The 26859-nt window shown below is 59.4% G+C and carries 25 protein-coding genes and 1 tRNA gene; 19 read left to right on the top strand and 7 right to left on the bottom strand.

The features are described from left to right. Positions 1 to 15 precede the first annotated feature (15 nt). Both SJY21_RS12745 and SJY21_RS12740 read right to left on the bottom strand, forming a co-directional pair. The gene (locus SJY21_RS12745) at positions 16 to 858 is read right to left on the bottom strand and encodes a carbohydrate ABC transporter permease (RefSeq protein WP_377511250.1); all 843 of its coding nucleotides are present in this window, start codon (positions 856 to 858) and stop codon (positions 16 to 18) included. Position 859: 1 nt separating this feature from the next. Continuing rightward, a complete protein-coding gene (locus SJY21_RS12740) occupies positions 860 to 1792 on the bottom strand; it encodes a carbohydrate ABC transporter permease (RefSeq protein WP_377511248.1) in 933 nt (310 codons plus the stop codon). Between the two features lie 216 nt (positions 1793 to 2008). On the opposite strand from SJY21_RS12740, the gene SJY21_RS12735 reads away from it, so the two are divergent. The 9 genes from SJY21_RS12735 to SJY21_RS12695 all read left to right on the top strand — a co-directional run bounded on the left by SJY21_RS12735 (position 2009) and on the right by SJY21_RS12695 (position 12595). Continuing rightward, complete coding sequence (locus tag SJY21_RS12735) at positions 2009 to 2764, top strand: GntR family transcriptional regulator (protein WP_377511246.1); 756 nt, start codon at positions 2009 to 2011, stop codon at positions 2762 to 2764. Between the two features lies 1 nt (position 2765). After that, on the top strand, positions 2766 to 4550 hold the full coding sequence (locus SJY21_RS12730) for a beta-N-acetylhexosaminidase (protein WP_377511244.1): 1785 nt from the start codon (positions 2766 to 2768) through the stop codon (positions 4548 to 4550). Positions 4551 to 4613: 63 nt separating this feature from the next. After that, a complete protein-coding gene (locus tag SJY21_RS12725) occupies positions 4614 to 5774 on the top strand; it encodes an acyl-CoA dehydrogenase family protein (RefSeq protein WP_377511242.1) in 1161 nt (386 codons plus the stop codon). A 1-nt stretch (position 5775) separates the two neighbouring features. Beyond that, a complete protein-coding gene (locus SJY21_RS12720; protein WP_377511240.1) occupies positions 5776 to 7797 on the top strand; it encodes an acetate--CoA ligase family protein in 2022 nt (673 codons plus the stop codon). Beyond that, entirely contained in the window at positions 7794 to 8573 is a 780-nt protein-coding gene (locus SJY21_RS12715; RefSeq protein ID WP_377511238.1) for a carnitinyl-CoA dehydratase, read from the top strand. The genes SJY21_RS12720 and SJY21_RS12715 overlap by 4 nt, the downstream gene beginning before the upstream one ends. An 89-nt stretch (positions 8574 to 8662) precedes the next feature. Continuing rightward, positions 8663 to 10087: a circularly permuted type 2 ATP-grasp protein gene (locus SJY21_RS12710; RefSeq protein WP_377511236.1), complete on the top strand. Its 1425-nt coding sequence runs from the start codon at positions 8663 to 8665 to the stop codon at positions 10085 to 10087. A gap of 1 nt (position 10088) precedes the next feature. Further along, entirely contained in the window at positions 10089 to 11030 is a 942-nt protein-coding gene (locus tag SJY21_RS12705; RefSeq protein WP_377511233.1) for an alpha-E domain-containing protein, read from the top strand. Beyond that, the gene (locus tag SJY21_RS12700; RefSeq protein ID WP_377511230.1) at positions 11030 to 11830 is read left to right on the top strand and encodes a transglutaminase domain-containing protein; all 801 of its coding nucleotides are present in this window, start codon (positions 11030 to 11032) and stop codon (positions 11828 to 11830) included. Before SJY21_RS12705 ends, SJY21_RS12700 begins: the two co-directional genes overlap by 1 nt. A gap of 33 nt (positions 11831 to 11863) precedes the next feature. Further along, on the top strand, positions 11864 to 12595 hold the full coding sequence (locus SJY21_RS12695; protein WP_377511227.1) for a peptidase: 732 nt from the start codon (positions 11864 to 11866) through the stop codon (positions 12593 to 12595). A gap of 124 nt (positions 12596 to 12719) precedes the next feature. Here SJY21_RS12695 and SJY21_RS12690 read toward each other — a convergent pair whose 3' ends face one another. Next, a complete protein-coding gene (locus tag SJY21_RS12690) occupies positions 12720 to 13859 on the bottom strand; it encodes an ROK family protein (RefSeq protein WP_377511224.1) in 1140 nt (379 codons plus the stop codon). A gap of 168 nt (positions 13860 to 14027) precedes the next feature. Here SJY21_RS12690 and SJY21_RS12685 point away from each other — a divergent pair, with 168 nt between their 5' ends. From SJY21_RS12685 to SJY21_RS12670, 4 genes are read left to right on the top strand one after another with little or no spacing between them, the layout of a single operon-like run. Continuing rightward, entirely contained in the window at positions 14028 to 15008 is a 981-nt protein-coding gene (locus SJY21_RS12685) for an extracellular solute-binding protein (protein WP_377511221.1), read from the top strand. 60 nt (positions 15009 to 15068) lie between these two features. After that, entirely contained in the window at positions 15069 to 16151 is a 1083-nt protein-coding gene (locus SJY21_RS12680; protein WP_377511218.1) for an ABC transporter ATP-binding protein, read from the top strand. Next, a complete protein-coding gene (locus SJY21_RS12675; RefSeq protein ID WP_377511215.1) occupies positions 16148 to 17809 on the top strand; it encodes an ABC transporter permease in 1662 nt (553 codons plus the stop codon). The genes SJY21_RS12680 and SJY21_RS12675 overlap by 4 nt, the downstream gene beginning before the upstream one ends. A 10-nt stretch (positions 17810 to 17819) precedes the next feature. Continuing rightward, the gene (locus SJY21_RS12670) at positions 17820 to 18788 is read left to right on the top strand and encodes a hypothetical protein (RefSeq protein ID WP_377511212.1); all 969 of its coding nucleotides are present in this window, start codon (positions 17820 to 17822) and stop codon (positions 18786 to 18788) included. A 133-nt stretch (positions 18789 to 18921) separates the two neighbouring features. Here the strand turns inward: SJY21_RS12670 and SJY21_RS12665 are convergent. The 4 genes from SJY21_RS12665 to SJY21_RS12650 all read right to left on the bottom strand — a co-directional run bounded on the left by SJY21_RS12665 (position 18922) and on the right by SJY21_RS12650 (position 22626). Then, positions 18922 to 18998, bottom strand: a tRNA-Arg gene (locus SJY21_RS12665). Between the two features lie 64 nt (positions 18999 to 19062). After that, on the bottom strand, positions 19063 to 20448 hold the full coding sequence (locus SJY21_RS12660) for a sensor histidine kinase (protein WP_377511208.1): 1386 nt from the start codon (positions 20446 to 20448) through the stop codon (positions 19063 to 19065). A 21-nt stretch (positions 20449 to 20469) separates the two neighbouring features. After that, positions 20470 to 21888, bottom strand: coding sequence for a dihydrolipoyl dehydrogenase family protein (locus SJY21_RS12655; protein ID WP_377511206.1), 1419 nt, complete (start codon positions 21886 to 21888; stop codon positions 20470 to 20472). A gap of 3 nt (positions 21889 to 21891) precedes the next feature. Beyond that, a complete protein-coding gene (locus tag SJY21_RS12650; RefSeq protein WP_377513240.1) occupies positions 21892 to 22626 on the bottom strand; it encodes a TVP38/TMEM64 family protein in 735 nt (244 codons plus the stop codon). A 295-nt stretch (positions 22627 to 22921) separates the two neighbouring features. Here SJY21_RS12650 and rpmH point away from each other — a divergent pair, with 295 nt between their 5' ends. The 6 genes from rpmH to SJY21_RS12620 all read left to right on the top strand — a co-directional run bounded on the left by rpmH (position 22922) and on the right by SJY21_RS12620 (position 26832). Then, positions 22922 to 23056 carry a 50S ribosomal protein L34 gene (rpmH, locus tag SJY21_RS12645; RefSeq protein ID WP_148054394.1) on the top strand — a complete coding sequence of 45 codons (135 nt, stop codon included), beginning with the start codon at positions 22922 to 22924 and terminating at the stop codon, positions 23054 to 23056. 24 nt (positions 23057 to 23080) lie between these two features. Further along, positions 23081 to 23470, top strand: coding sequence for a ribonuclease P protein component (gene rnpA / locus SJY21_RS12640; protein WP_377511202.1), 390 nt, complete (start codon positions 23081 to 23083; stop codon positions 23468 to 23470). After that, positions 23467 to 23688 (top strand): membrane protein insertion efficiency factor YidD, encoded by a 222-nt coding sequence (gene yidD, locus SJY21_RS12635; RefSeq protein ID WP_377511199.1) that lies wholly within the window; start codon positions 23467 to 23469, stop codon positions 23686 to 23688. Before rnpA ends, yidD begins: the two co-directional genes overlap by 4 nt. 63 nt (positions 23689 to 23751) lie before the next feature. Next, positions 23752 to 24231, top strand: coding sequence for an SH3 domain-containing protein (locus SJY21_RS12630; protein ID WP_377511196.1), 480 nt, complete (start codon positions 23752 to 23754; stop codon positions 24229 to 24231). Positions 24232 to 24312: 81 nt separating this feature from the next. Next, positions 24313 to 25179: a tRNA 2-thiocytidine(32) synthetase TtcA gene (gene ttcA, locus SJY21_RS12625; RefSeq protein WP_377511193.1), complete on the top strand. Its 867-nt coding sequence runs from the start codon at positions 24313 to 24315 to the stop codon at positions 25177 to 25179. A gap of 162 nt (positions 25180 to 25341) precedes the next feature. Beyond that, positions 25342 to 26832, top strand: a complete 1491-nt coding sequence (locus SJY21_RS12620; protein ID WP_377511190.1) for a putative bifunctional diguanylate cyclase/phosphodiesterase — start codon at positions 25342 to 25344, stop codon at positions 26830 to 26832. Positions 26833 to 26859: the final 27 nt, after the last annotated feature.

Here is a 26859-nt window from a genome sequence, read left to right as displayed (position 1 = left end):
CTCCCTTGGTTAAACTTATTCTTTCACCGCGCCCGCCGTGAGACCGGCGACGAGGTATTTTTGCAGGAACAAAAAGATGACCATGACGGGCAAAACACCCACCAAGGCAGCGGCCATCATTTCGTTCCACGTCACCGACTGATAGCCGATGAATTCGAACAGACCCGCAGGCAGCGGTTGCAGTTCGCGGGTCTGGTTGAATGTGATTGCGAACAGGAATTGCTGGGCATAGGCGCCGATAAACACGGCCGTGCCAACAACGATCAGCCCCGGCGTGGCCAGCGGCAGCACGACGCGGCGCAGCGTATACATGCGCGACGCGCCATCGACATAGGCCGCTTCTTCCAGTTCGCGCGGAATTTTTTCCAGGTATGACCGCAGCAGCCAGATGCCTGTCGGGATCAGGAACGCCACACCGGGCACGATCATCGCCCAATAGGTGTTCAGGAACCCCAAGGTGCGCAGCACCCGATACAGCGGGATCAACAGCACAGCACCCGTGAACATGTTCACGCCCAGAAAGATTCCAAGGCTTGCGTTCTTGAACGGAAAGTCGAGCCGCGCATAGGCATAGGCCGCCGGCACGACAAAGATCATCGTCAGGCCCGTCACCGACAAGGCGATAAAGACCGAATTGAAGATGTAGCGCCCCAGAAGCGGCACCGTCACCCACATGTCGGAATAAGCCTGAAAGCTGAAATCCTCGGACCAGAACTGATAGGGGCTGCGGAACAGGTGTTCGAGCGGGCGCAGGGACGCCATGAACATTTCAAAGAACGGCAGTAGAATGAAGATCAGGAACACGGTGATTGCCGCGTAGATGCCCGCCATCTGGAGTTTGGTGTATTTGTCCATCATCTCACTTCACCCCGTATTTCTTGTTCACCTTGTTCAGAAAGAACAGGTAGGCGAGAGAGAAGGTGCCAAGCAGCAGCACGATGATCACCGCGCGCGCCGAGCCTTCGCCGAATTTGTAGTTGCCGATGGCGGTTTTATAGGTGTCGACGATCAGGGTGGTTGTGGCGCTGCGCGGTCCACCTTCGGTCAGGATCCAGATGATTTCAAAGCTGTTGAAGGTAAAGATTGCCGAAAGCAGCGACATCGACACAATCACCGGCATGATCTGCGGGATCGTGATGCGGCGGAACCGATACCAGCGCCCCGCTCCGTCAACCCATGCGGCCTCGTAAAGATCACGGCTGACGCCCTGCATGGCCGCCAGAAAGAACAGCGTCACCATCGGCGTGCCGACCCAGACATCGGCGACAACTGCCGAATAAAAGGCAGAACGTTTATAAGCGAGGAATTCAAACGGCCCGTCGATGAGACCGATCGCCTGCGCGGTGCCCGACAGCACGCCGAAATAGCCGTTGTAAAGCCAAAGCCAGCCGATCATGCCGATGGCGATCGGAATGACCCACGGCGGCATGACCAAGACACGAAACAATCCGCGCCCCGGCACGGCGGCGTTCAGCAATGTTGCGCCGATCAGCCCAAGGACCAGTTTCAGCGCGACCGACAGGAACATCCAATAGAACGTGCGCACAATAGTTTGATGGAACTTGCGGCTGTCGAGCAAATCTTCGTAGTTGGCAAGACCGACATACTCCTCGCCGCCCAAGCCTGCCTCGAAGAACGACAGGCGGATCGTTTCAGCCAGAGGCCAGGCGACGATAATGGCAATAAACAGCATTGCAGGCCCGACCAGCAACCAGGCAAACACGCTTTCAGGAAGCACCTTGCGGCGGCTTGCCTCTTGGGATCGCCCGATCGGCTGCGCAAGATCTGTCACGTTGATGGCCCCCCGGCTGAGTTTTGACCGCAGGCGAATCGCGGCGTTTGAAATAATGATACCAAAGGGGATTCATATTGCTACCAATATAATACCAAAAATCTGAAATGCCATTTTTCAGATAAAAATCAGTGATTTATACCAAGGATACGCATTCCCCATTGCGCTCTATTTCATAATTGGTATTGTAATCACATACCAAACGGGCGGACCAAAATGTCGCTAGACTCAGATATCTTCCACCCGGACAGCTGGTTTCGGGCAGGCCGCGGGCCGCGCTATCAGCAATTGCAGCGTCATATCGCGGCGGCGATCCAGTCGGGGCGGCTTGCGCCTGACGATCAACTCCCGCCCGAACGCGACCTTGCCGAATTGGCCGATATCAGCCGCGTCACGGTGCGCAAGGCCGTTGCGCAACTGGTCAATGACGGGTTGATCGAACAGCGTCAGGGGGCTGGATCGTTTGTGCGCACGGCTACGCCACGCCTTGCACAATCGCTGTCTTCGCTGGTGTCGTTCACCGAAAACATGCGCGCGCGCGGCATGACCTCGACCTCCGAAGTGCTATTGGCCGGGCTTGAGACTCCGAACCCTGACGAAATGATCGCTTTGGGCTTGTCGGCCCATGACCGCGTGGCGCGGATCAACCGATTGCGCAACGCAGGCGACACACCGATGGCGTTGGAATATTCCTCGTTGCCGCGCGATATCCTGCCGCGCCCCGACCTTGTACAAACCTCGCTTTATGCGGTGTTGCGCCAGACCAATTCGGCACCCGTGCGCGCTGTGCAGCGGGTGATGGCCGCGAACCTGACCAGCGCCGATGCCAGCCTGCTGAAACTGCCCGAAAGCACAGCCGTTTTGCGGATCGAGCGCACGGGCTATCTGGCGTCAGGCCGCCCGATTGAGTTTACAAGCGGGCTCTATCGGTCCGACATCTACGATTTTGTTTCCGAACTGCGACTGGACTGACATGGATTACGCTTGCGAATTGCGCGGCCCTGAATTGCTGTGCACGATCACAGTTGATCGCGACCTTGCACGCCCGCTGTTCTGCTTTTCCGGCATGGCGCCGCTGACAGCAATCGCCGGTGGAAAGCGCATCAAGGGCCTTGGCAGTTACACCGAAGTGGCCCTTCCCGATCTGTATGCTGGCCAGCCCCATCAGGTGACGCTGCAATACGCGGCCGGGCATAAACCGGCGAACCGCGCGTGGCATCCCATCGGTCCGGTCCTGCGGGTTGGGACGGATGTGATCAAGCTGCCACAGACAACCGAACCGGGCTGCCGCCCGCAACCCCTGCCTGATCTTGGGCCGTTTGACGGGCTGCCGCTGATCCCGCAGCCAACCGCGTGGGAACCTGACGGGCAGACCATCACAGTTGATGGTTTCGCCGGTGATGATCCCGCCTTTGCCGCAGTCGCCGGATTGGCGTCACGACAAGGGTTAACCTTTGACGGTGATCACCTCGTCACTTTTGAAACGGCTGATCTCCCCGAGGATGCCTATACCCTGCACATCACGCCCGAAGTCACCACTGTGCAGGCCGCATCATACGGCGGACGGTTCTATGCAGGGATCACGCTGTTGACGCTACTGCAACACGGCGCTCTGCCCTGTGGCACCCTGCACGATACGCCCCGTTTCAGCTGGCGCGGGCAGCATCTGGACACGGCGCGCCACTACTATCAGCCCGAAACGGTCTGCGATCTGTTGGACCTGATGGCGCTCTTGAAACTCAACCGTTTTCACTGGCATTTTGCCGATGACGAGGCGTTCCGCCTTGAGATCGACTGCCTGCCTGCCCTTTGGCAAAAGACCGCGTTTTGCGGCGAGGGGCAGTTGCTGCCCGCCCTATTCGCTGACGGGTTGGTCACAGGCGGAAGTTATTCCAAAGGCACCGCACGCATGATCATCGCCCATGCCAAGGCGCTTAATATCGAGGTCATGCCGGAAATTGAAACGCCTGCCCATGCCATTGCGATCACACATGTTTTTCCCGACACCCGCGACCCCGCCGACAATGGCGCCGAGGTGTCAGTGCAGGGCTATCACGGCAACGCGCTGAACCCTGCCCAACCGAAAACTTGGGACGTGATTGGCGCAATCGCCGCCGAGGTTGGCGCGCTGTTTCCATTCAACCACTTGCACCTTGGCTGTGATGAACTGCCCGAAGGGACATGGATGGGCAGCCCGCTGGCGCGTGATCTGATGGCGCGTGAAGGGTTGGACAATACCCATGATTTGCAGGGCTGGACGATGGAACGGATCGCCGCGCAAGTTGTCGCGAACGGCCAGCGCCCCTGTGCATGGGAGGAAGCGGCGCAGGGCAAGAATGGTGGCATTGGCCACAACGCAATCCTGTTTAGCTGGACGGGCCAAGGGCCGGGTGTCGCGGCCGCGCGCGCGGGCTATGACGTGGTGATGATCCCGGCACAGCACACCTATTTCGATATGGCCCACACGGATGATCCCGACGATTGGGGCGCAAGCTGGGCCGCGTTCGTGTCGCTGACCGACACGATTGCGTGGGAGCCTGTCCCGGAACCCGACATCGCGGACAAGGTGATTGGCGTGCAGGGCGCGTTCTGGTCGGAATTCACCACGCAGGACGCGCAAATCTGGCCGATGTTGATGCCGCGCATGTTGGGGCTGGCCGTCAAGGCGTGGCAATCAGACGACCTGCCCGCCGAGAATCTGATCCGTCTTGCACGTGGTCATTTTCTGGTGCCGTTCACGCCAAAAAACGCAGGATAATTCTGCGAGACAAGGCGAACTTCGCCCGCTAGGGTCGGTGGAAATCTGATTGCGGAGCAGGCGATGAACTTTGGACTAAGCGACGAACAAGAGATGATCGTCCAAACCGTGCGTAGCTTTGTGGAAAAGGAAATCTATCCCCACGAGGCCGAGGTCGAGCGCACCGGCGAGGTGCCGCATGAACTGGGCGAGGCGATCAAGCAAAAGGTCATCGACCTTGGGTTTTACGCCTGCAATTTCCCCGAATTTGTGGGCGGTGCGGGCCTCAACCACGTTGATTTCACGCTTGTTGAACGCGAACTCGGGCGCGGGTCTATGGCGTTGACGCATTTCTTTGGCCGCCCACAAAACATCCTGATGGCCTGCGAAGGCGACCAAAAGGAACGTTACCTTTTGCCCGCCGTGCGCGGCGAACGATCCGATGCCTTGGCGATGACAGAACCTGACGCCGGATCGGATGTGCGGGGCATGAAGTGTCAGGCAGTGCGGGACGGTGGTGATTGGATCGTCAACGGATCGAAACACTTCATTTCCGGCGCAAACCACGCTGATTTCTTTATCGTTTTCATTGCCACCGGCGTCGATGACACCCCGCGCGGCCCCAAGAAACGGATCACCACGTTCCTCGTGGATCGCGGCACACCGGGGTTCACGGTGCGCGACGGATATAATTCGGTGTCCCATAAGGGCTATAAGAATTGCATCCTTGATTTCGACAACTGCCGCTTGCCCGATGCGCAGGTCTTGGGCGAAGTTGATGGTGGTTTCGCTGTGATGAATGAATGGCTCTATGCCACGCGGATCACGGTTGCGGCCTTCTGTGTGGGCCGTGCGCGGCGTTGTTTCGACTATGCGTTGAATTATGCCGCCGAGCGCAAGCAGTTCGGCCAACCCATCGGCAAGTTTCAGGGCGTCAGTTTCCAGATCGCCGATATGATCACCGAAATCGACGCTGCCGATTGGCTGACTCTGGCCGCGGCATGGCGGCTTGATCAGGGGTTGCCGGCCAACCGCGAGATTGCCAGCGCCAAGGTCTATGCCTCGGAAATGCTGGCGCGCACGACCGATACAACCTTGCAGATTTTCGGCGGCATGGGATTGATGGACGACTTCCCGATTGAGCGGTTCTGGCGTGATGCCCGCGTTGAACGCATCTGGGACGGCACCAGCGAAATCCAACGGCATATCATTTCGCGCGATTTGCTGCGTCCGCTTGGGGCCTGACATGACGCGCGATCTGGCCCGCCTGCTGCGGCCCGCGTCGATTGCGGTGATCGGCGGCGGGGCGTGGTGCGAACATGTCGTGCGGCAGGCCCGTAGCATCGGATATGATGGCGCTGTCTGGCCGGTGCATCCGCGCGCCGACACCGTTGCCGGTGTCCCCGCGTTTGCCAGTCTTGCAGCCCTGCCCGGCGCGCCGGATGCGGTGTTCATCGGTGTGAACCGTGACGCGACGGTCGGGTTGGTGCGTGATCTTGCGCAGATGGGCGCAGGCGGGGCCGTCTGTTTCGCCAGCGGCTTTGCCGAGGCACGCGCCGAGGATGCGCGCGGCGATGGTTTGCAGGCCCAGCTGGTTGCGGCGGCTGGTGACATGGCCGTCCTTGGCCCCAACTGTTATGGGTTTATCAATGCGCTGGATGGCGCGCTGCTGTGGCCTGATCAGCATGGCTGTGCGCGGGTGGATTCCGGCGTGGCGATTCTGACGCAAAGCTCCAACATCGCGATCAATCTGACGATGCAGAAACGGGCGCTGCCGATTGCCTACACCGTGGCTTGCGGCAACATGGCCCAGACCGGACAGGCCGCGATTGCCAACGCCCTGCTGGACGATCCGCGCGTCACGGCCATCGGCCTGCACATCGAAGGGTTCGGCGATCTGCGCGCATGGGAAGCCCTGGCGCACAAGGCCCAGGCCAAGGGCGTGCCGCTGGTCGCGATCAAGGTCGGCGCATCGGATCAGGCGCGGGCGGCGACCGTATCGCATACAGCGTCCCTTGCGGGCAGTGACGCAGGCGCACAGGCCTTTCTGGACCGCCTTGGGATCGCGCGCGTGAGCAGCCTGCCCGCCTTTATCGAGACCCTGAAATTGCTGCATTGTGCGGGTCGGTTGCCGTCAAAAAACATCGCCTCGATCAGTTGTTCGGGCGGCGAGGCGAGCCTGATTGCCGATATGGCGGTGGGGATGGACCTTGAGTTTCCACCGCTGACGCAGGACCAGCGCGCGCGACTGGCGGATGCCCTTGGGCCGATGGTCGCGCTGAACAATCCGCTGGATTACCACACTTATGTCTGGCGCGATGGTGCGGCGATGGCGCGTGCCTGGGCGGGGATGACCGGCCCTGACATTGCCATGACGTTCTCCATCGTCGACTACCCCACAACGGATGCGCGCGATTGGGAATGTGCCACCCAAGCCGCATTGGAGGTGCGCGCAAACACCGGCGCGAATTTCGCGATGGTGGCAAGCCTGCCTGAACTGATGCCGTTGGACGTGGCCACACGGCTGATGGCGGGCGGGGTCGTGCCGTTCATGGGGATCGCCGAGGCACTGTCCGCGACACAGGCCGCCGCACAGATCCATTCGCCTGATCCTGAACCGGTCGTGTTGCCCAACGCGCAGACCGACCTGCACACGCTTGATGAAGCGGCGGCCAAAGACGCGCTTGCCGCCCACGGTGTCCCTATTCCCGCCAACCGTGTGGCGCTGGGCGCGGATGAGATTGCACAAGCCGTCAAAGCCCTGTGTCCGCCCTTTGCCGTCAAGGGCATGGGACTTGCGCATAAATCGGACCATGGCGCGGTGCGCTTGGGGGTTCCCGCCAAGGACGTGGTCAAAGTCGCTGCCGAGATCGGCACGGACGCCGTTTTGATCGAGGAAATGACGACCGGCGCAGTGGCGGAACTGCTGGTCGGTGTCACCTGCGATCCGGCGCATGGCTTTGTGCTGACCGTTGGCGCGGGCGGCGTGTTGACCGAAGTGCTGCGCGATACAGTGTCGCTGCTTGTGCCTGCAAGCGATGACGCCATCCTGCGCGCATTGGGCAAGCTACGTTGCGCCGCGTTGTTGGTGGGCTATCGGGGCAAACCCGCCGCCAGTTTGATAGCAATCGTCGACACCGTGCGCGCAGTTCAATCCTACGTGGTTGCCAACGCCGACAGCTTGGCCGAAGTTGAGATCAACCCGCTGATCTGCACCCCTGACGCTGCGATTGCCGTCGATGCCCTTATCCGAAAGGCCATGCCATGAGCCCGATCAAAACCGAAACCCGTGACGGTATCCTGCTGGTCACGCTGGACCGTCCCAAGGCAAATGCGATTGATCTGGCGACCAGCCGGATCATGGGGAATACCTTTGCCGCGTTTCGCGATGATCCTGCCTTGCGGGTTGCGATCATCACTGGCGCGGGCGCGAAATTCTTTTGCCCCGGCTGGGACCTGAAAGCCGCCGCTGACGGTGACGCTGTGGATGGCGACTATGGTGTCGGCGGCTTTGGCGGCTTGCAGGAATTGCCCGATCTGAACAAACCGGTGATCGCCGCCGTGAACGGGATTGCCTGTGGGGGCGGGCTGGAACTGGCGCTGTCGGCGGATATGATCATCGCCGCTGACCACGCGACATTTGCCCTGCCCGAAATCCGGTCTGGCACCGTGGCGGATGCGGCCAGCGTCAAGCTGCCCAAGCGCATCCCCTATCACATCGCCATGGAGTTGCTGCTGACCGGGCGCTGGTTTGACGCAGAGGAGGCCAAAGGCTGGGGCCTGGTCAACGAAATCGTTCCCGCAGATCAGTTGATGGAGCGCGCGTGGGAGCTGGCCCGTCTGCTGGCGTCAGGCCCTCCCTTGGTTTACGCGGCGATCAAGGAAATCGTACGCGATGCCGAGGACGCCAAGTTTCAGGACGCGATGAACCGGATCACGGGGCGGATTTTGCCAACGGTCGATGTGTTATATGGGTCCGAGGACAATCTGGAAGGCGCGCGCGCATTCGCCGAAAAGCGCGATCCGGTCTGGAAGGGCAAGTAGCTGCGCAAACAATGAGCATTTGCGATAGTTAACCTGGCAGACACAGCAAGTCCCATTGCCAGATCGCTGTGTTGCTATAAGCTGGCGGGATGAAATCGGACCCTTCCCATTTTAACGAAATGCACGCCGCGAGCGGCGCGCGGGCGCCTTATGACGGCTACGCGGCGTGGTTTGCCCAACAGGACAACGCGCGCCTTGCCAAAAAGTCTGACGAGGCCGAGGCGTTCTTTCGTCGTTCGGGCATCACATTCAACGTCTATGGCCAATCTGACGCCGAAGAACGGCTGATCCCGTTTGATCTGGTGCCACGTATCCTGTCCAACAACGAATGGACGAAACTGTCCAAAGGGATCGACCAACGTGTCCGCGCGATCAACGCCTTTTTGCACGACATCTATAACCGTCAGGAAATTTTACGCGCAGGCGTCGTGCCGACCAACCTGATCGCGCAAAACGATGCCTTCCTGCCGCAGATGATGGATTTCACTCCACCCGGCGGGATCTACACACATATCACCGGCACGGATATCGTGCGCACGGGGGCGGATGATTTCTTTGTGCTGGAAGACAATGCACGCACGCCGTCCGGTGTGAGTTACATGCTGGAAAACCGCGAGACGATGTTGCAGATGTTCCCCGAATTATTCAGCAAGATCAGGGTGCAACGGGTCAGCGACTACCCCAAGGAATTGCGCCGCTCGCTTGCGGCCTCGGCACCGGCGTCTTGCGAGGGGCGGCCCTGCGTAGCGGTGCTGACACCGGGCATTTATAACTCGGCCTATTACGAACACAGCTTTCTGGCCGATCAGATGGGTGTTGAATTGGTCGAGGGGCATGACCTGCGCGTAGTCGACGGCCATATCGCCATGCGCACGACCAAGGGTTACAAGGTGATCGACGTGCTTTATCGGCGTGTGGACGACGAATTCCTTGACCCGCTGACGTTCAATCCAAATTCGATGTTGGGTGTGCCCGGGATCATGGATGTCTATCGTGCGGGCAATATCACGATTGCCAATGCGCCCGGCACCGGTGTCGCCGACGACAAGGCAATTTACAGCTATATGCCTGATATCATCGCGTTCTACACCGGCGAGCGTGCGATCCTCAAGAACGTTGAAACGCACCGCTGTTCAGAACCCGATACGCTGAAATACGTATTGGACAATCTGGCCGATCTGGTGGTCAAAGAAGTCCACGGGTCTGGCGGTTACGGGATGTTGGTTGGTCCTGCCGCCAGCAAACAGGAACTTGCGGATTTCGCCGACAAGCTGCGCGCCCGGCCCGGCAATTACATCGCGCAGCCAACGCTGTCGTTGTCCACCGTGCCGATCTTTACCGAGGCCGGCCTTGCCCCACGCCACGTTGATCTGCGCCCATTTGCGCTGATGTCGCCCGATGGCGTCAACATTACGCCCGGCGGGCTTACGCGGGTCGCGCTGACCGAGGGTAGCCTTGTGGTCAATTCAAGTCAGGGCGGCGGCACCAAAGACACTTGGGTATTGGAAGACTGACATGTTGGGAAAAACCGCAGGTGGTCTTTACTGGATGTTCCGTTTTCTTGAACGGGCGGAAAACAATGCGCGCCTGATCGAGGCAGGATTTCGGATTGCCCTGACCCGATCCAGCGCCGCCGAAGCCGAATGGCGATCCGTCATCACCACATCGGCGGTGCGCGCGCAGTTTGACAGCAAATACAGCACCTATGACAGCGCCTCGGTCACGGATTTTCTGCTGCGTGACACGGATAACCTTGGGTCCGTTCTGTCGGTCATCAAGTCAGCGCGCGACAACGCCCGCCTTGTGCGCACCGCCCTCACAACCGAGGTCTGGTCAGCCGTCAATGAAACGTGGATGCTGTTCAAGGACGTGCTGAAAGACCCCGTTCCCGAAACCGAATTGCCAGCCGTTCTGGCCACGATCCGCCAGCAATGTGCGCTGGTGCGCGGCGCCCTGACGGGGACGATGCTGCGCAACGACATGTATGATTTCTGCCGCCTTGGCACGTTCATTGAACGCACCGACAGCACCGCGCGCATTATCGACGTGAAATACTACGCGCTTTTGCCAGCACCTTCGATGGTGGGCAGCCGGATGGACAATGTGCAGTGGGAAACACTGTTGCGTTCGGTGTCAGCGCACAGATCGTTCCGCTGGGCGGTTGATGGTGACTTCAATGCCGCCAATATTGCCAGTTTTCTGATCCTGGATTCGCGGATGCCCCGTTCATTGTCCTATAGCCTTGGACGGATCGTCACCAACCTTGGCTACCTTGCCGAAGAATACGGCGAAACGCCTGCCAGTCATGATATGGCCGCGGCCCTGCGCGCACGGGTGACAAGGCGCGAAATCGGCGCGATTTTCGAAGAAGGGTTACACGAATTCATCAGCTCGGTTCTGCGCGACACGGCAAGCCTTGGCCAACAGATCGAGCAAGACTACAGGTTCACCCGCTGATGCTGCTGCATATCACCCACGAGACCCGTTATCTTTATGATCAACCCGTTGATTATGCGTTGCAAAAGGTGCGCTTGCGCCCGTTGGACAACCCATTGCAAAACGTCGTTGATTGGACGGTCGCGGTTGAAGGCGGCAAAATTGAAACCAGTTACCGCGACCACTATGGCAATCACACCGATCTGGTCAGTATCACCCCCGAAACCCAGAACCTGATTATTCGCGCACAGGGCACCGTGGACGTGGTGGATGGTGCTGCGGGGGTGCTTGGGCCGGTTTACGGGCGCGCGCCGCTTTGGCACTTTGCGCAACCGACACCGCTGACGGTTGCGGGGGACGGTGTAATAGCGTTGGCGCGCGTTCTGGAGACGGCAACGGATCTGCTGACCGGCCTGCATGATCTGTCTGCTGCGGTCCTTGCGGCGACACCCTACCAGACCGGTAAAACCGCTGCCGATACCACAGCCGAGGCCGCATTGGGGATCGGTGCGGGTGTCTGTCAGGATCACGCCAATATTTTCATAGCCGCGGCGCGTGTTGCAGGCCTGCCCACGCGCTATGTCAGCGGGTATCTGATGATGAATGACCGTGTGGATCAGGACGCAAGCCACGCCTGGGCCGAAGCGCATGTGCCCGACTTGGGATGGGTCGGGTTTGATGTGTCAAACGGCTATGCCCCCGATGAACGCTATGCCCGTGTCGCCGTGGGGCGCGATTCCGCCGATGCCGCCCCGATTTCCGGCATGCGCATGGGATCAGGGGCCGAGTCTTTGATTGTATCTTTGCAAGTGCAGCAGTAGCACTGCGGCAGGGTTCAAAACGGATTTGATCACATGACCTATTGCGTTGGAATGCGGCTGAATGCCGGTTTGGTGTTTATGTCGGACACCCGCACGAATGCGGGCGTTGATAACTTTTCAACGACGCGCAAGCTGTTCAACTGGGTCGTCGAAGGCGAGCGATCAATCACCATCATGACCGCAGGCAATCTGGCCACAACCCAGGCGATGATCAGCCTTCTCGAAGAACGCTCGGTCGCGACCGAGGACCGAGACCCCAGCATCTTGCGTCAGGACACGATGTTTCAGGTGGCGCGACTGGTTGGCGAGACCCTCAAGGAGGTCATCGCCTACAGCAACCCCAATGGCCCCACGGCCAATGACCAGTTCAGTGCCTCGGCGATTGTTGGCGGCCAGATCAAGGGCGGCAAGCCGACGATCTTTCTGATATATCCGCAAGGGAATTTCATTGAGATCAGCGACGACACGCCATTTTTCCAGATTGGCGAAACCAAATACGGCAAGCCGATCCTTGTGCGCGCATACGATGCGGATATGCCCTTTGACGAGGCTGTAAAACTGTTGCTGGTGTCGTTTGATTCAACGGTGAAATCGAACCTGTCCTGTGGTCTGCCCTTTGATTTGATGATCCACGAAAACGACCGATTCAATGGTGATCGCACCGCCCGCATCGAAGACAGCGACCCGGTTTATCAGGCGATATCAAGCGGCTGGGGTGATGCCCTGCGCGCCGCGTTCCAGGCATTGCCGACCTACAAAATCTAGGTTCCTGCGCGGCTTTGCGATCCATCGCGTGGCATTGTCTGAACGCCCCTGCGGGTTTTGTCGGGTTTCAGTGATAGCCGTTTGTCAGGTCTTTCGACCAAACTTCTTTGATCCCCATCTTCGGTTACAACCCTTTCACAGCCTGACCGGCATAGGTCGCCGGGTTCATCAGGTGGTGGATGGGCAGGGCTGCGGCACCAAGCTGGGGGAGATTGTCGCGCGCGGCGCGCACAAGACGCGGCGGTGTGGTCACAAAATCCTCGCCCAGTTGCGGCGCGGCGCGGATGACATCCAGAAACCCTTCGATGATCTGGGGATGCAGGGTGCCGCCAATGACGATCGCCTCGGGCGCGTAAGTGCGGGCGATCACAAGGCAAAGCCACTGCAACTGTTTGGCCGCACGCTCGCGCCATTCAGCAACCACGGGCAATTCGAGGTGGCGATCTTCGATGTCGCTAAGTTTTTCCATAGGCAGCCCTGCTGCGGCAAGAGTGTCGAGCAAGTCCTGCCCCGAAGGACGTGGCTGAGATTTCGGGAACAGCCCGCCCCATTCCGCGGCCCCGTTGTTGCGCCCGAAGTAGGGGCGCTGATCGACCACGGCGGCGCCACCAATGCCATAGGACAGCCAGATATGGCAAAAGTTGCGCACGCCGGTGCAGGCCCCGTGATAGAGTTCGGCCAGACAGGCCGCCTTGGCATCATTCATGTGATGCACCGGCATCCCGAAATAGGGGGACAGATCCCGCGCGACGTTCACCGCCGGCCAATCCTTGAACTGGCGGATGCGCATCACCCGCGTGGGGTCCTCGCTGTATTGCCCCGGATAGCTGACGCCACACCCGGCCACGCGCCGCCCGGCAAGACCAAGCGCCTGCACCTGCCGCGCGACACTATCGCCCGCAACCGTCATCATGGCGACAAAAGACCGGTCAGGCACAGCAAGCGATTCGTTTGACAGAACCGTGCCCTTCAGGTCCGACAGGCAGGTCATGATCCGGTCCGGATCGACATAAACGCCCGCCGTGATCACCCCGCCCGGTTCGATATTGAGCAGCTTTGCCGGATAGCCTTTTTGACCCTCGCGCCACGGGTCGGGCGCCTCGCCTAGCAGACCATCCTTGATCAGACTGCCCGTCAGGCGCGTCACCGTTGACGGGGTAATATCCAGCAATCGCGCGATTTCTGCCCGTGATCGTGGCCCCTGAACCCGCAAGGTCGCAAGAATACGGCGCGCGTTGTAACTCAGTCGAAAGTGTTCGGTCATGGCTGGTCCTGTTGCGTCTGCGCGATCCCCTATCATGGCATCGCCCGTGAGGGGATCAATAATATCATTTGACACAGCTTATATTATGGAATGCAATCTAATCAGAAAGACATTTGTCGCAAAGCCTGACCGGGTCGAACCGGCCGCGCATTTCAACCTGGAGGAACCATGAAAAACCTGTTCAAAAGCACTGCCCTTGCGTCCACGCTGGCCCTGACAGCCACGCTGGCCTACGCCGACACGGTCACGGTTTACACTGCCGTGCCACAGAACTTTATCGACGCGCTTGTGCCGATGTATGAGGCCGAGTCCGGCAATACCGTCGAGGTCATCAAGGCCGGCTCTGGCGAATTGCTGAACCGCCTGACTGCCGAAGCGGGATCGCCAGCTGCCGATGTGTTGTGGAGTGTTGACGGCACCGTCATCGACTTTAACCCCGATCTGTTCGAAGCCTATGACGCCGCAGGGTCAGACATGCTGGCTGACGGCATGAAGCAAAGCGAAATGTGGACACCTTTCACGGCCGTTGTCATGGCCTTCATCGTCAACGAGGAAAAGCTGGGCGGGTTGCCTGTTCCCGATAGCTGGGCCGCTCTTGCTGATCCGCAATACGACGAGATGATTTCATCGGCGCGCGCCGACGGGTCCGGTTCGGCCTATATCCAACTGGCGACCGTCTTGCAGGCTTTTGACAGCGAAGATGCGGGCTGGGAAGTCTACAAAGGCATGCTAGGCAACTTCGTGTTGTCGGAAAGTTCGGGTGCTGTGCCGCGTTTCGTTAACGATGGCGAACTGGCCGTGGGCGTCACCCTCGAAGATGCGGCCCTGCGTTATGTCGAAGGTGGAGGGCCGGTTCAGATTGTCTATCCCGCCGAGGGAACAGCGATCGCGCCCGATGCGATGGCCCTTGTGGCAGGTGCCCCAAATGGTGACGGTGGCAAGTCGTTCCTGGACTTCATGCTATCCGAAGCGGCGCAAACCGTTGTCGCCGAACAGGGCCGCCGCCCGGTGCGTTCCGACATCGCATCAAACCCCGCCCTCGTGGCTTTGGGTGATGTGAATTCGGTGGGCTATGACGCGGCATGGGCCGCCGACAATCGCGAACGGCTTGTCGATGCATGGGGCGATATGGTTCTGGACGTCCAGTAACCTGACCCCATCGCGGGCTGCGCCTGTGCAGCCCGCACCCCATTTTCAGGAGACATCGGGATGGCCTCGGTCGAGATAACAGGGCTGCGCAAGCTTTATGGCGATGTGATGGCGCTGTCGGACATCACGTTGTCAATTCCATCGGGGGCGTTCTACACCCTGCTTGGGCCATCGGGATGCGGCAAGACCACGCTTTTGCGCGTTATCGCCGGGTTCCATGCCCAGAATTCGGGGCACATTGCCATTGATGGTGCGCCAATCGAGGATCTGCCCGCCCACAAACGCGACGTAGCAATGGTGTTTCAGGATTACGCGGTATTTCCGCACCTTTCGGTGCGTGACAACGTCGCCTTTGGTCTGAAACAGCGCAAGGTAAACCGGACCGAGATTGCGACCCGCGTTGCCGAGGTGTTGGAGGTGGTGCAACTGGGCCACCTGGCGGGTCGTATGCCGCACGAACTGTCCGGCGGGCAGCAGCAACGTGTCGGTCTTGCCCGGGCGATTGTCGTGCGCCCCAAGGTGCTGTTGATGGACGAGCCTCTGTCCAATCTTGATGCCAAACTTCGCGTCGATCTGCGGGCCGAGTTGCGGCGCATCCAGCGCGATCTGGGTATCACGACGGTCTATGTCACCCACGATCAGGAAGAAGCGTTGGCCATGTCCGACATCGTCTGCGTGATGCACGGCGGCATTATTCAGCAGGCCGCAGCCCCCATTGATATCTATCTACGCCCCGCCAACCGATTTGTTGCCACCTTTGTTGGCGCGAACAACTTTCTGTCAGTCAGTCGGGACGGGAGGGCAGCAAGCCTTGTCTCCGGCGGTGCAAATATCGCGTCACTGATCCGCGAGGACGGGCCGGTCGTTTGCGCCATGCGACCCGAAGATATCCGCGTGCTGGCCACCGGGGCCACTGCGGCCAAGGACGACATCGTCATTCCCGCGCGCATCCGCGAAATCAGCTTTATTGGCCGCGAGATGGAGATATTCGCCGAGACTGACGCGGGCGAACATATCAAGGCCGTCTCGCGCCCTGATCCCGCTATTGTCGCCTTGCCCGAACACAGCCCGATCACTTTGGCGATCCGACCCGATGACCTGTCGTTCTTTGTCGACAGCGGCGATGGGGTGCGGGTGCCATGACTGCGCTGACCCGCCTGCGGCACATGGATTTCTGGACGGCGATCACCGTGCTGATCCTTGCCGTGCTTGCCCTGTTGCTGATCCTGCCGATCCTGCGGGTGCTGATGCTTGGCTTTGTCGATGCCGACACCGGCGGATTCACCTTTGGCAACTTTGTCGAAGTCTTCACCCGCAATTACTACCTCAATGGGCTCAAGAACTCGCTGTATGTCGCGCTGCTTGGGACGCTTGGGGCCTGCCTGATCGGCATTCCACTGGCATTCTTTACGGCCCGGTTTGTTGTGTCGGGGCAGACGTGGATATCCACGCTGGCAATTCTGGTCCTTGTCGCGCCGCCTTTTATCGGGGCCTATGCCTGGATCATGATGCTGGGATCGAATGGCTTTATCACCAACTTCTTTGCCCTGTTCGGGATCAACACACCGACAATCTATGGCGCCCACGGGATCGTTCTGGTTTTCACGCTCAAGTTCTTCCCCTTCATCTATCTGATGACCCAAACCTCGCTGAATGGCATGAACAAATCGTTCGAGGACGCCGCCGAAAACCTTGGCTGCACACCTTGGCAACGGTTTACCAAAATCACCCTGCCATTAGTGTTTCCGGCGGTCAGCACTGGCGCAATTATTTGCTTTGTGTTGGCGATCGCCGACTTCGGCACGCCCGCCATTCTGGGCCGCGGGTTTCGCACGCTTTCGACCATCGCGTTTTCCGCATACCGGTCCGAACTTGGCGGTTTGCCAACCATGGCAGTCACCGTGTCGATTGTGATGATGGCCATGTCGATGCTGGCGCTTTTGGCGCAGCGTCGGATCTTGGCCAAGCGGCGCTATGCCAGTGCCCTGACCAATCCCCCGCGCAAGCAGCGGATGCCGGGCTGGCGCAACATCGCGATGCACATTTACTGCCATGGCATTGTGCTGATCGCGATGCTGCCGACACTTGTCGTGGTCTATACGTCGTTTCTCAAAACCAACGGACCGGTGTTTATCGGCGGCTATGGGCTGGAAAGCTATGAACGCATTCTGCGCACCGCCCCCGATGCGATCACCAACAGCTTTGTCTTTGCCCTTGGCGCGGTCGTGTTGATCACCATCTTTTCGGGGCTGATCAGCTATGTGATCGTGCGGCGGGATACGGCGGCGTCGGGGGCGATCGATTTCCTGATGATGGTGCCTTATCTGGTGCCCGGTGTTGTGATGGCTATTGGTTTTGTCACGACATTTCGCGGTGGTCCAATGGATGTGGTCGGCACGGCGGGCTTGTTGATCCTGCTCTATTTCATCCGGCGGCTGCCCTATGGCGTGCGCTCCACCACCTCGAGCCTGCGTCAGATCAAACCCTCGATGGAGGAAGCGGCTGTTAATCTGGGCGCCCCGCCCGCACGCGCGTTTCTGGTCGTCACCGTGCCGCTGATCCTGCCCGGCCTGATCGTCGGCGCACTGATGAGCTTTATCACCGCGATCAACGAGCTATCGAGCACGCTGATCCTTTATGATGGCGGGACAATCACGATGCCGGTGCAGATTTACCTTGCCGTGCTGGACGGTGAATTTGGCCTTGCCGGCGCGCTGTCCACGGTTCTGCTGGTCTGCACAGGGGCGTGTGTTTATGCCGTCTTCCGGTTCGCGGAAAACCGCGACTCTGCGTTTCTTTAGGGGGATCGCCGTGCAGATCGAGGCCGCGTCAATCACCAAGTATCGCAATGGCAACAGGAACGGCGATGATGTGATCCTGACCGTGCCGGGACGGGTCTATGCGGTCTTTGACGGCGCAACGGATGCACGTGGCACAGTTGTTGACGGGGTGCCCGCTGGCAGGCTTGCTGCCCTCACGGTCGCGCAAGCCACCGTTGATGTGACACGCGACATTGCCAATCGTCGCCAGCCTGCCGCGGCTATATTTGAACACCTGTCCGGCGCCTTGCGCAACCGGACGCAGGGCGGAACATTTGCAATCCCGCCATCGACAACGCTCGCACTCGCGCTTGATTGTGGCAGCGATTGGCGGTTCCTTATATTGGGCGACAGCGGCATCCGGCTGAACGGTGCGGACGTGCTACAACCGACGAAACTGATTGATCGGGTCTCGACCAGTGCGCGCGGGTCGCTTTTCAAGCATTTTCGTGACCAGTTTGGACCCGATGCGCTGGATGAGGCCGAGATGGCGACCCGGCGGGCGATCTTTCTGGGCCTTGATCAATCAATTGCTGAAAAGCGCGTGTCGCAGCAGCTTGCAACCAGGATAATCGCGAAAGCCACACAAACCTGCGACCTCGGCAACCACGCCGGAACCGTCGAGAGTTTTCTCAGAAGTGGCATCTGCACGCAGTACCATTTCGCAAACACCCCCGGCACGGTTTTTAGTTTTGACACGATGAACGGCACGCCACCTTGCCTGGTGCAGTGGATCGACCGAACCTATCCAAAAGACGCCATTCAAAGCATCGAACTGTTTACCGATGGATACCCGACACCGCCCGAAACCGTCAGCCTTGCCGATTGGCAGGACACGTTCGCGCGGGTGGAAAAGCGTGACTATCACATGCTTGGCAAATTCGCTTCGGTTAAAGGCGCCACATCAACCGAACACCATGACGACCGCAGTGTGGTGATCTTGAATGGGCTGGTCGGCTAGGTTGCCCGCTGTCGCGCAGCCGGGGCAGGCACAACTTGGTCGCAATTCAGTTATTCAACGCATTGGCCTATGGCGGCAAACAATCGAAAAATCACCGCTTAGGACACGTGATCAAACAGGTGCGATTGAAAAGTGGCGGACTGGGGAGGATTCGAACCCCCGACCCCTTGATTCGTAGTCAAGTACTCTATCCAACTGAGCTACCAATCCGCGTATCGGGGGATTTAGACGCCGCGCGTGGGGTTTGCAAGGGCGAAAGGCAAGAAACTTTGCGCTAGTCCGGCGCGCCGTCCTTGGGCAAGCCTATGGCAAATTCGGTGCCGGTTTCATCGGTGCGACGCAGTTCAAGGCGGCCACCGTGGCCACGGATCAGATCGGCGGCAATGGCAAGCCCAAGGCCAGATCCGCCTTTGGTTGCGCCCCCTTGAAACGGCTTGAAAATATGATCCTGCGCCTTCTTGGGCAGGCCGGGGCCGGTATCGGTCAGGAAAACCCACCAGTTTGTGTCATCTTCATCGGCGCGTATGCAGATCTCGCCCGGGTTGCCGGTGGCGATAATCGCCTGGCGGGCGTTGCGCACGAGGTTGGAAATGACGCGGTAAAGCTGTTCGCCGTCTGCGCGCACCGTCATGCCTGCGGGGATGTCCTCGGAAAACGAAAGATCAAAATCCCCCGCGGCAAGGCGTTCACTGTCAATTACATCGGCCACGATTCCGGCTAGCCCCACGCGCGCCAGGGCGGGCGGCGGTTCTTCGGCGCGCCCGAACGCCAAGGTGGATTCGCACAGGTTCACGGCGCGCGTAATCGACCCCACCAGCTTGGGGGCCATGCGTTTGACCAGCGGATCATCTGATCCTTCGATCCGGTCGGTGAAAAGCTGCGCCGAGGTCAGGATATTGCGCAGATCATGGCTGATCTTGCTAACGGCACCGCCCAACTGCGCCAGCCGTTCTTTCTGCTTGAGCGCGCCTGTCAGTTGCGTTTGCAGCGACAATAGCGCCTCTTCGGCTTCACGCAATTCTGTCACGCCGGCACTGGGGGTGATGATCTGGTGGGCATCTTCGGGGGCGGCTGCATAGCTTTGCATGTGGTTCACGACCCCCTTGATCGGTTTGACCAAGAAAATCTGCACAGCGCCAAACAGCAAGATCGCCGTGAATATCGAAATGATGGCGGACAGCAAAAGGATGTTGATGCCATATTCAATCATCGCCGCGCGCAACGGGGCTGTTTCTATCGTGACTTCGATCAGCAGCCCGCCGTCTTGCACGGGGTTGCCGATGACACGGATAATCCGGTCTTCGGTATCCCACAGGCGCATCATCGCATCGCCAATCAGGGTGAACGCGCCGGGATCGCGCATATCGAAGGTGTCGTAGATCGGCGCGGGGATCGGCGAGGACAGCACAAGCTGACGCACCTCGTCACGGCGCAGAACAACGTTGAATACGCCTGCATTGGTCAGCAGTTCTTCTTCCAGTTCCATGTCGATCATGTCGTTGGCCAGCAGCGCAAGCGATGCAATCTGCGCGCGTTCCAGCCGCAGCAGGAAATAGTCCTCGCGAAAACGCGCAACCGAAGGCACGAAAATCAACACTTCTGCCAGCATCACAAAAATGGTGGTCAGGATCAGAAATCGGCCTGAAAGTGAGTTGAGCATTCTGCCTCCGCTACGCCTTGGTCAGGGTAGCCATCTTTGCACGAATCCCACAACCCGTTTGACCATCGCGCTGTCAAATAGCCGCGGGCTGAAATAGGCACCGGCCGCGCGTTTGTTGACCTCGCCAATCGTCGGATAGGGCAGGACGGTGTTGGCAATGGCCGACATTTTCAGCCCGTTCGCGATGGCCATGGCCCACATGCCAATCAGCTCGCCCGCCTGATGGCCAGCGATGCTGGCGCCTACGGGTTTGCCTTTGACGACCATGACCTTGATCAGGCCTTTGGTCTTGCGCTCGGCGATGGCACGGTCGTTGTGTTCGAATTCAAACCGTACGACTTCAAGCCGGTCGCCGTGTTTATCGCGCGCCTGCGCTTCGGTCAGACCGACCTGCGACAGTTCAGGGTCCGTGTAGGTGGCCCACGGGATGTGATCGCTGCGCTGTTTTGACGGCAGCCCGAACAGCATCGAGCGGATCACGACGCCCGCGTGATAGCCCGCCACATGAGTGAATTGCATCCCGCCGGCAACATCGCCCACCGCATAGACCTTTTTGTTGGTCGTCGAGCGCAGGTTGTCGCCCACCGTCACGCCACCGCGGTCATAGGCGACATTGCCCGCATCAAGGTCCAGCTTGTCGATGTTCACCTTGCGCCCCACGGCCATCAGCAGGTGCGTGCCTGTGATGTCGCCCTTGGGTGTGTGGACGGTGATTTTCTTGCCTTTGCCGCTGACCTTTTCAGCCTGCGCCCCTTCAAGGATTTCAACCCCTTCGGCGCGCAGGTTATCCAGCACGATGGCAGCCATTTCAGGGTCGTCCTTGCCCATAGCGACAGCCCCTTCGATCACCGTGACCTTGGACCCAAGCCGCACATGCGCCTGCGCCATTTCCATGCCGATCGGGCCACCACCAACAATGATCAGGTGATCAGGGCGGGTTCGCAGATCAAAGATATCTTCGTTTGTGTAAACCTTCACGTCCGCAAGCCCCGGAATGGGTGGCACAAAAGGGCCCGAACCCGTGGCAATGACAAAGCGGCGTGCTTCGATCACCGTGTCACCCGCCTGCACTTCGGTCGGGCTGATGAAGCGGCCGTATTCGGTGATCACATTCACGCCCAGCCCCTCGAACCGTTCAACGCTATCGACGGGGGCGATGGTGGCGATCACATCATGCACATGGTCTTTGGCGGCGGCGTAATCCACCGCCGGAACCACATCAGCAACGCCCAGCGCAGCACCGTGGCCCATCGCGTACGCCTGTTTCGCACTGGCGATCAGCGCCTTTGACGGGACACACCCGTAATTCAGGCAATCACCGCCCATCTTGTGCCCCTCAAGCAGGACAACCTTGGCGCCCATCTGCACGGCACCTGCGGCGATGGACAAGCCACCGGATCCCGCCCCAATGATACAAATATCGGTCTTGATACGGGTCATGGGTTACAGACCTTTCTTGCCGCGCACGGCCTTGAGGATGATGGGAAGAAGGGCAAGCACGCAAAGGCCAAGGATCGGCAATAGGATTTGCGGCTCGAAAATGATGCCAAGGTTGGGGCTTTCACCACGGGCAAACACATCGCCCAGCCCGGCGCCAACAGACGTATAGACAACCGCGCCGGGGATGATCCCCAGAAAGGTGGAAATCGCAAAGCGCGACAGCGACACGCCAACCAGCGCAGGCACCAGATTGGCCACAAAGAACGGCACCGCAGGCACCAGCCGGATCAGGAACAGCATGGACCACTGGTTTTCGTCGATCCCGTCCTTGATGCGTTTCACCGCCCCTTCCGAGGATTCCATTTTCGCCGCCAGTCTTTCGCCCAATCCCCAGCGCGCGGCCATAAAGATACCGATCGCACCAAGGGTCGCCCCCGTGACATTGAACAAGGCACCGGGGAAAGTGGCGAACAGAAACCCACCCGTCAGTGTCATGATCGTGGCACCGGGCAGCGAAAATGCGACCACGACAAAATAGGCGGCGATAAACAACGCCACCATCAACACATAATTGCTGTCACGAAACGCGATCAGCGCCTCGCGGTTGTCGCGCAGGGTGTCAAACGTCAGGTAATCGCGCAGGAAATAGCCCCCCACCAGCGCAACACAGAGAATCACGATGATCGGCAAACGCCGCACAAGGGCATTTTGCGGTTTCTTGGCTGGGTCGTTTGTCATATCGGTCATCTCTTTCGTCCCTTTGGGGCTTTGCTTGCCTTCCTAGATGGACTGCGCGGGCTTTTGCCGATAGCCCTATCACGCCCGCTTGATCGCAGGTGAGTGGTTGTTTCAGTTCTGGCAGGCTTGCCGGTGCGTGTTGTAACATTTGCGACACCAACAATCTGCGAATTGTTGCACAAACCGGGCGGGATGCGCGTTGACATACCCGCGCCCCCCCTCTAGATGACGGGCTTCGAATGATGTCGGGGCACGAATCCATCACGGGTCGCCCCCAAAGACCGGAGAGAACGCGATGAAGCGCACGTTCCAACCTTCCAACCGGGTTCGCAAGAACCGTCACGGTTTTCGCGCACGTATGGCCACCAAGGCCGGCCGCAAGATTCTGAATGCGCGCCGCGCAAAAGGCCGCAAGGTTCTGAGCGCTTAAACGCTTGGGATCGCGAGGTCTCATATGACCCCGCAGGATGATACGATGCAAACCGCCGGGGCACCGCCCGCGGCGGTTTTCGCTTGTCCGGTTGTCCTGACCAGGCGTGCGGATTTCGTGCGCGCCTCACACGGGCGGCGCCAAGGCACGGCAGGGTTTCATTTACAGGCGTTCAATCGTGGCGACACTGATCCGCCCCGTGTCGGCTTTACCTGCTCGAAAAAGGTCGGCAACGCCGTGGCCCGCAATCGGGCGAAACGCCGCTTGCGTGAAATCGCGCGGCTGGTCTTGCCCGAACATGGGCGCGCGGGTTGGGATTATGTGTTGGTCGGCAAACGTGATGTTACTGCTACCCTTGATTTCGCCGTGATGCAGGCCGACCTTATCCGTGCACTAGGAAGCGTTCACAAATGACCCCACTCGCCCATATCGCCGCCCTGCCCGTGCGCGCCTATCGGTTGCTGTTCAGCCCTTGGGTCGGCCATGGTTGCCGCTATCAGCCCACATGCAGCGCCTACGCCCTTGAAGCGCTAGAAAAGCATGGTGCGATCAAAGGGAGCTGGCTGGCAGCGCGCCGGATCGGGCGCTGCCATCCTTGGGGCGGGCACGGGATCGACAACGTTCCCGATTGAATTGATTTCACCCGATTGCCTGTGCAGACTGTCGCCAATTCCCGTCTGTCAAAGGTATCTCTCATGACCCGCCGCTTTTTCCTGATGCTGTCGCTGATGCTTGCAGCTGCAATCATCACCCCCGCCACCGCGCAAGCCGAGACGCTCTTTGTCGTCGATACCAATGACGGCTATCTGAACCTGCGGATTGGCCCATCGACAAATGACCGGATTATCACGCGAATCTATGGCGGCACCCAGGTTGACGGCGTCGGGCAAAGCGGATCGTGGCGGCGCATCGTCCTGCCCGATGGCACAAATGGCTGGGCCTCGGGCAACTATCTGACCCGCAACTACACGCGCCAGCGGCCATATGACTCAATCGTCGGACCGACGAATGATGGCTACCTCAATTTGCGCACGGGGCCGGGGACCAACTACAAGATCATCCAGCGCCTGTACTATGGACAGGGCCTGTTCGAGACCGGTTACAACGGCACTTGGGCACAGGTGACGCTGGCAGACGGCACACGCGGCTGGGTCTCTGTCAACTTCATTTACTAAAGGGTTTCGCATCGTTCATCGGTATCGCAGGCTTCGCGAATTTACCTTGGCCGTATTCCGATCCCGTGGCATATCCGCGCCATGTTAGATGATCTTGATGATATACATCCCCTGTTTCACGGCGCCCCTGCGACGACCGAATTCAAGAAGCTGCGCAAGCGGATCGTGCGCTATGCGCGCGAGGCGATTGAACAATACGGGATGATTGAACGGGATGCCCGCTGGCTTGTCTGCCTGTCGGGTGGCAAGGACAGCTATACCCTGCTTGCCGTGCTCTATGAGCTGAAATGGCGCGGCTTGCTGCCTGTCGATCTACTTGCCTGTAATCTGGATCAGGGGCAGCCCGGCTTTCCGGCGACAGTTCTGCCTGCATTTCTGGAAAAGATGGGCGTGCCCCACCGGATCGAATATCAAGACACCTATTCCATCGTCATGGACAAAGTGCCCGAAGGCCGGACGTTTTGCGCGCTGTGTTCGCGGCTGCGGCGCGGCAACCTTTACCGGATTGCGCGCGAAGAAGGGTGCAGCGCCATTGTGCTGGGGCATCACCGCGATGATATCCTCGAGACGTTTTTCATGAACCTGTTTCACGGCGGGCGTCTGGCGACGATGCCGCCCAAACTGGTGAACGAAGAAGGTGATCTGTTTCTCTATCGCCCACTTGCCCATGTGGCCGAGGTGGATTGCGAAAAATTCGCCACGGCGATGAATTATCCGATCATCCCCTGTGATTTGTGTGGCTCGCAGGACGGGCTGCAGCGCCAGCAGGTCAAAGCGATTCTGGACGGTTGGGAAAAGAACAGCCCCGGTCGGCGGCAGGTGATGTTCCGGGCGCTGATGAACGCGCGGCCATCGCATTTGCTTGATCCAAAGTTGTTTGACTTCAACGGCTTGTCGATCGGAGCGCAGGAAGGCGACAATTTGAGCGATATTCCGGCGTTGCGTTAACTCCACCGTTAGAGACTGAAACATATCGTCCTTGGGAACGTGGTGCGCCAATGGGTGCGCCGCTTGCACAAAGGACGCCAGATGATAACGGGTTTCACGTTCCGCCCCTCGCATGGGTTGCAACTACGGATAAGACGGGCACAGCGTCCCTTGTTGCTGTGCTTGCTGCCCCTGGTCATGGGGCTGGCCTATCTTGCGGGCGGGCAAACCGGTGTTTATGGCGCGGCGCTGGCGTTCCCTCTGGCGTTGATGTTCGGGGTGAACTCGGTTGATCCTTCCAAGTTGCCGCGCCCTGACCCGCTGACCGGGCTGGCCGAACGGGACCGCCTGATTGACGCTCTGGACGCCGCCTTGCGCGTGCGCGGGCAAACCACAGCGGCACTGGTGCTGGAAATCGACCGTTTCAAACTTCTCGAGGAAAGCCACGAACGCGCGGTGGTCGAACGGGTGCTTTGCGCCACTGCCGACCGGCTGCGCGATGTCTTGCGCGACACAGACGTTGCCGCACGACTGGACGGGGCGACCTTTGCGATTGCCCTCACCTCCGTGCATCGCCTTGATCTTGAGGCGACCTTGCAACTCTCGGCACGTATTCAGCAATCGGTCGCGGCACCCATCGCGATTGACGGGGAAAACGTTTACGTCAGCGTTTCGGTCGGATTCAGCCTTGCGCAACGGATCAAGGCACCTTGCGGCACTACCTTGCTACAAGCCGCCACATCCGCGATGATCGAGGCGCAGCGCAGTGGCCCCTGCGCCATTCGCAGTTATTCCGGCGCGATGAAAAACCGGATCAAGACCCGCAATTCACTGTGCGACGAAGTTGCGGATGCGCTCGAATGCGGCGATATCCGCGCGTTTTTTCAACCTCAGATCAGCCTCAAGACGGGTGAGGTGTCGGGCTTTGAAACACTTGCCCGCTGGCTACACCCGCAACGCGGATTGATCCCGCCGGTGGAATTCCTGCCTGCTTTGCGTCAGGCTGGCCTGATGGAACGCTTGGGCGAGGTGATGACCCGCGATGCCCTGACAGCCCTGCGAACCTGGGACGAAAATGGCCACAAAATCCCGCGTGTCGGGGTGAATTTCTCGACCGCCGAACTGCGCAGTCCGCATCTTGTGGATCACGTGACCTGGAACCTTGACCGTTTTGATCTGACACCTGATCGCCTTGTGATCGAGGTTCTGGAAACAGTGGTTGCGGGCCAGTCCGAGGATTTTGTCATTCGCAATCTGTCGGGCTTGGCGCGGCTTGGCTGCTGCCTTGATCTGGATGATTTTGGCACAGGTCATGCCAGTATCACCAATATTCGCCGTTTTTCGATTGAACGTATCAAGATTGATCGGTCGTTCGTGACCAACATCGACCAGGACGGCGAACAGCAACAAATGGTCGCCGCGATCCTGACCATGGCAGACCGGCTTGGCCTTGATACGCTCGCCGAAGGGGTTGAAACGCTGGCCGAGCAGAAGATGCTTGAACGCTTGGGCTGTGGCCACGCCCAAGGGTTTGGCATAGCCCGCCCCATGCCGTTCGAGGAGACCTGCCAGTGGATCACCGAATTCACCACAGATGTTCCCCGCCTGATCACATTACCTGGCCGTGCGGGGATTAGCGCCCCGGAACTGGCAAAAACGGGGAAAACTGCTTGACCTTTGGCCCCCTGGACTGTTGAACCT

This window comes from Octadecabacter sp. R77987 (genome assembly GCF_042466115.1).
Taxonomy (GTDB): Bacteria; Pseudomonadota; Alphaproteobacteria; order Rhodobacterales; family Rhodobacteraceae; genus SW4.
Note: the sequence above shows the minus strand (reverse complement) of the source record. Positions and strands in the feature narration are given on the sequence as shown.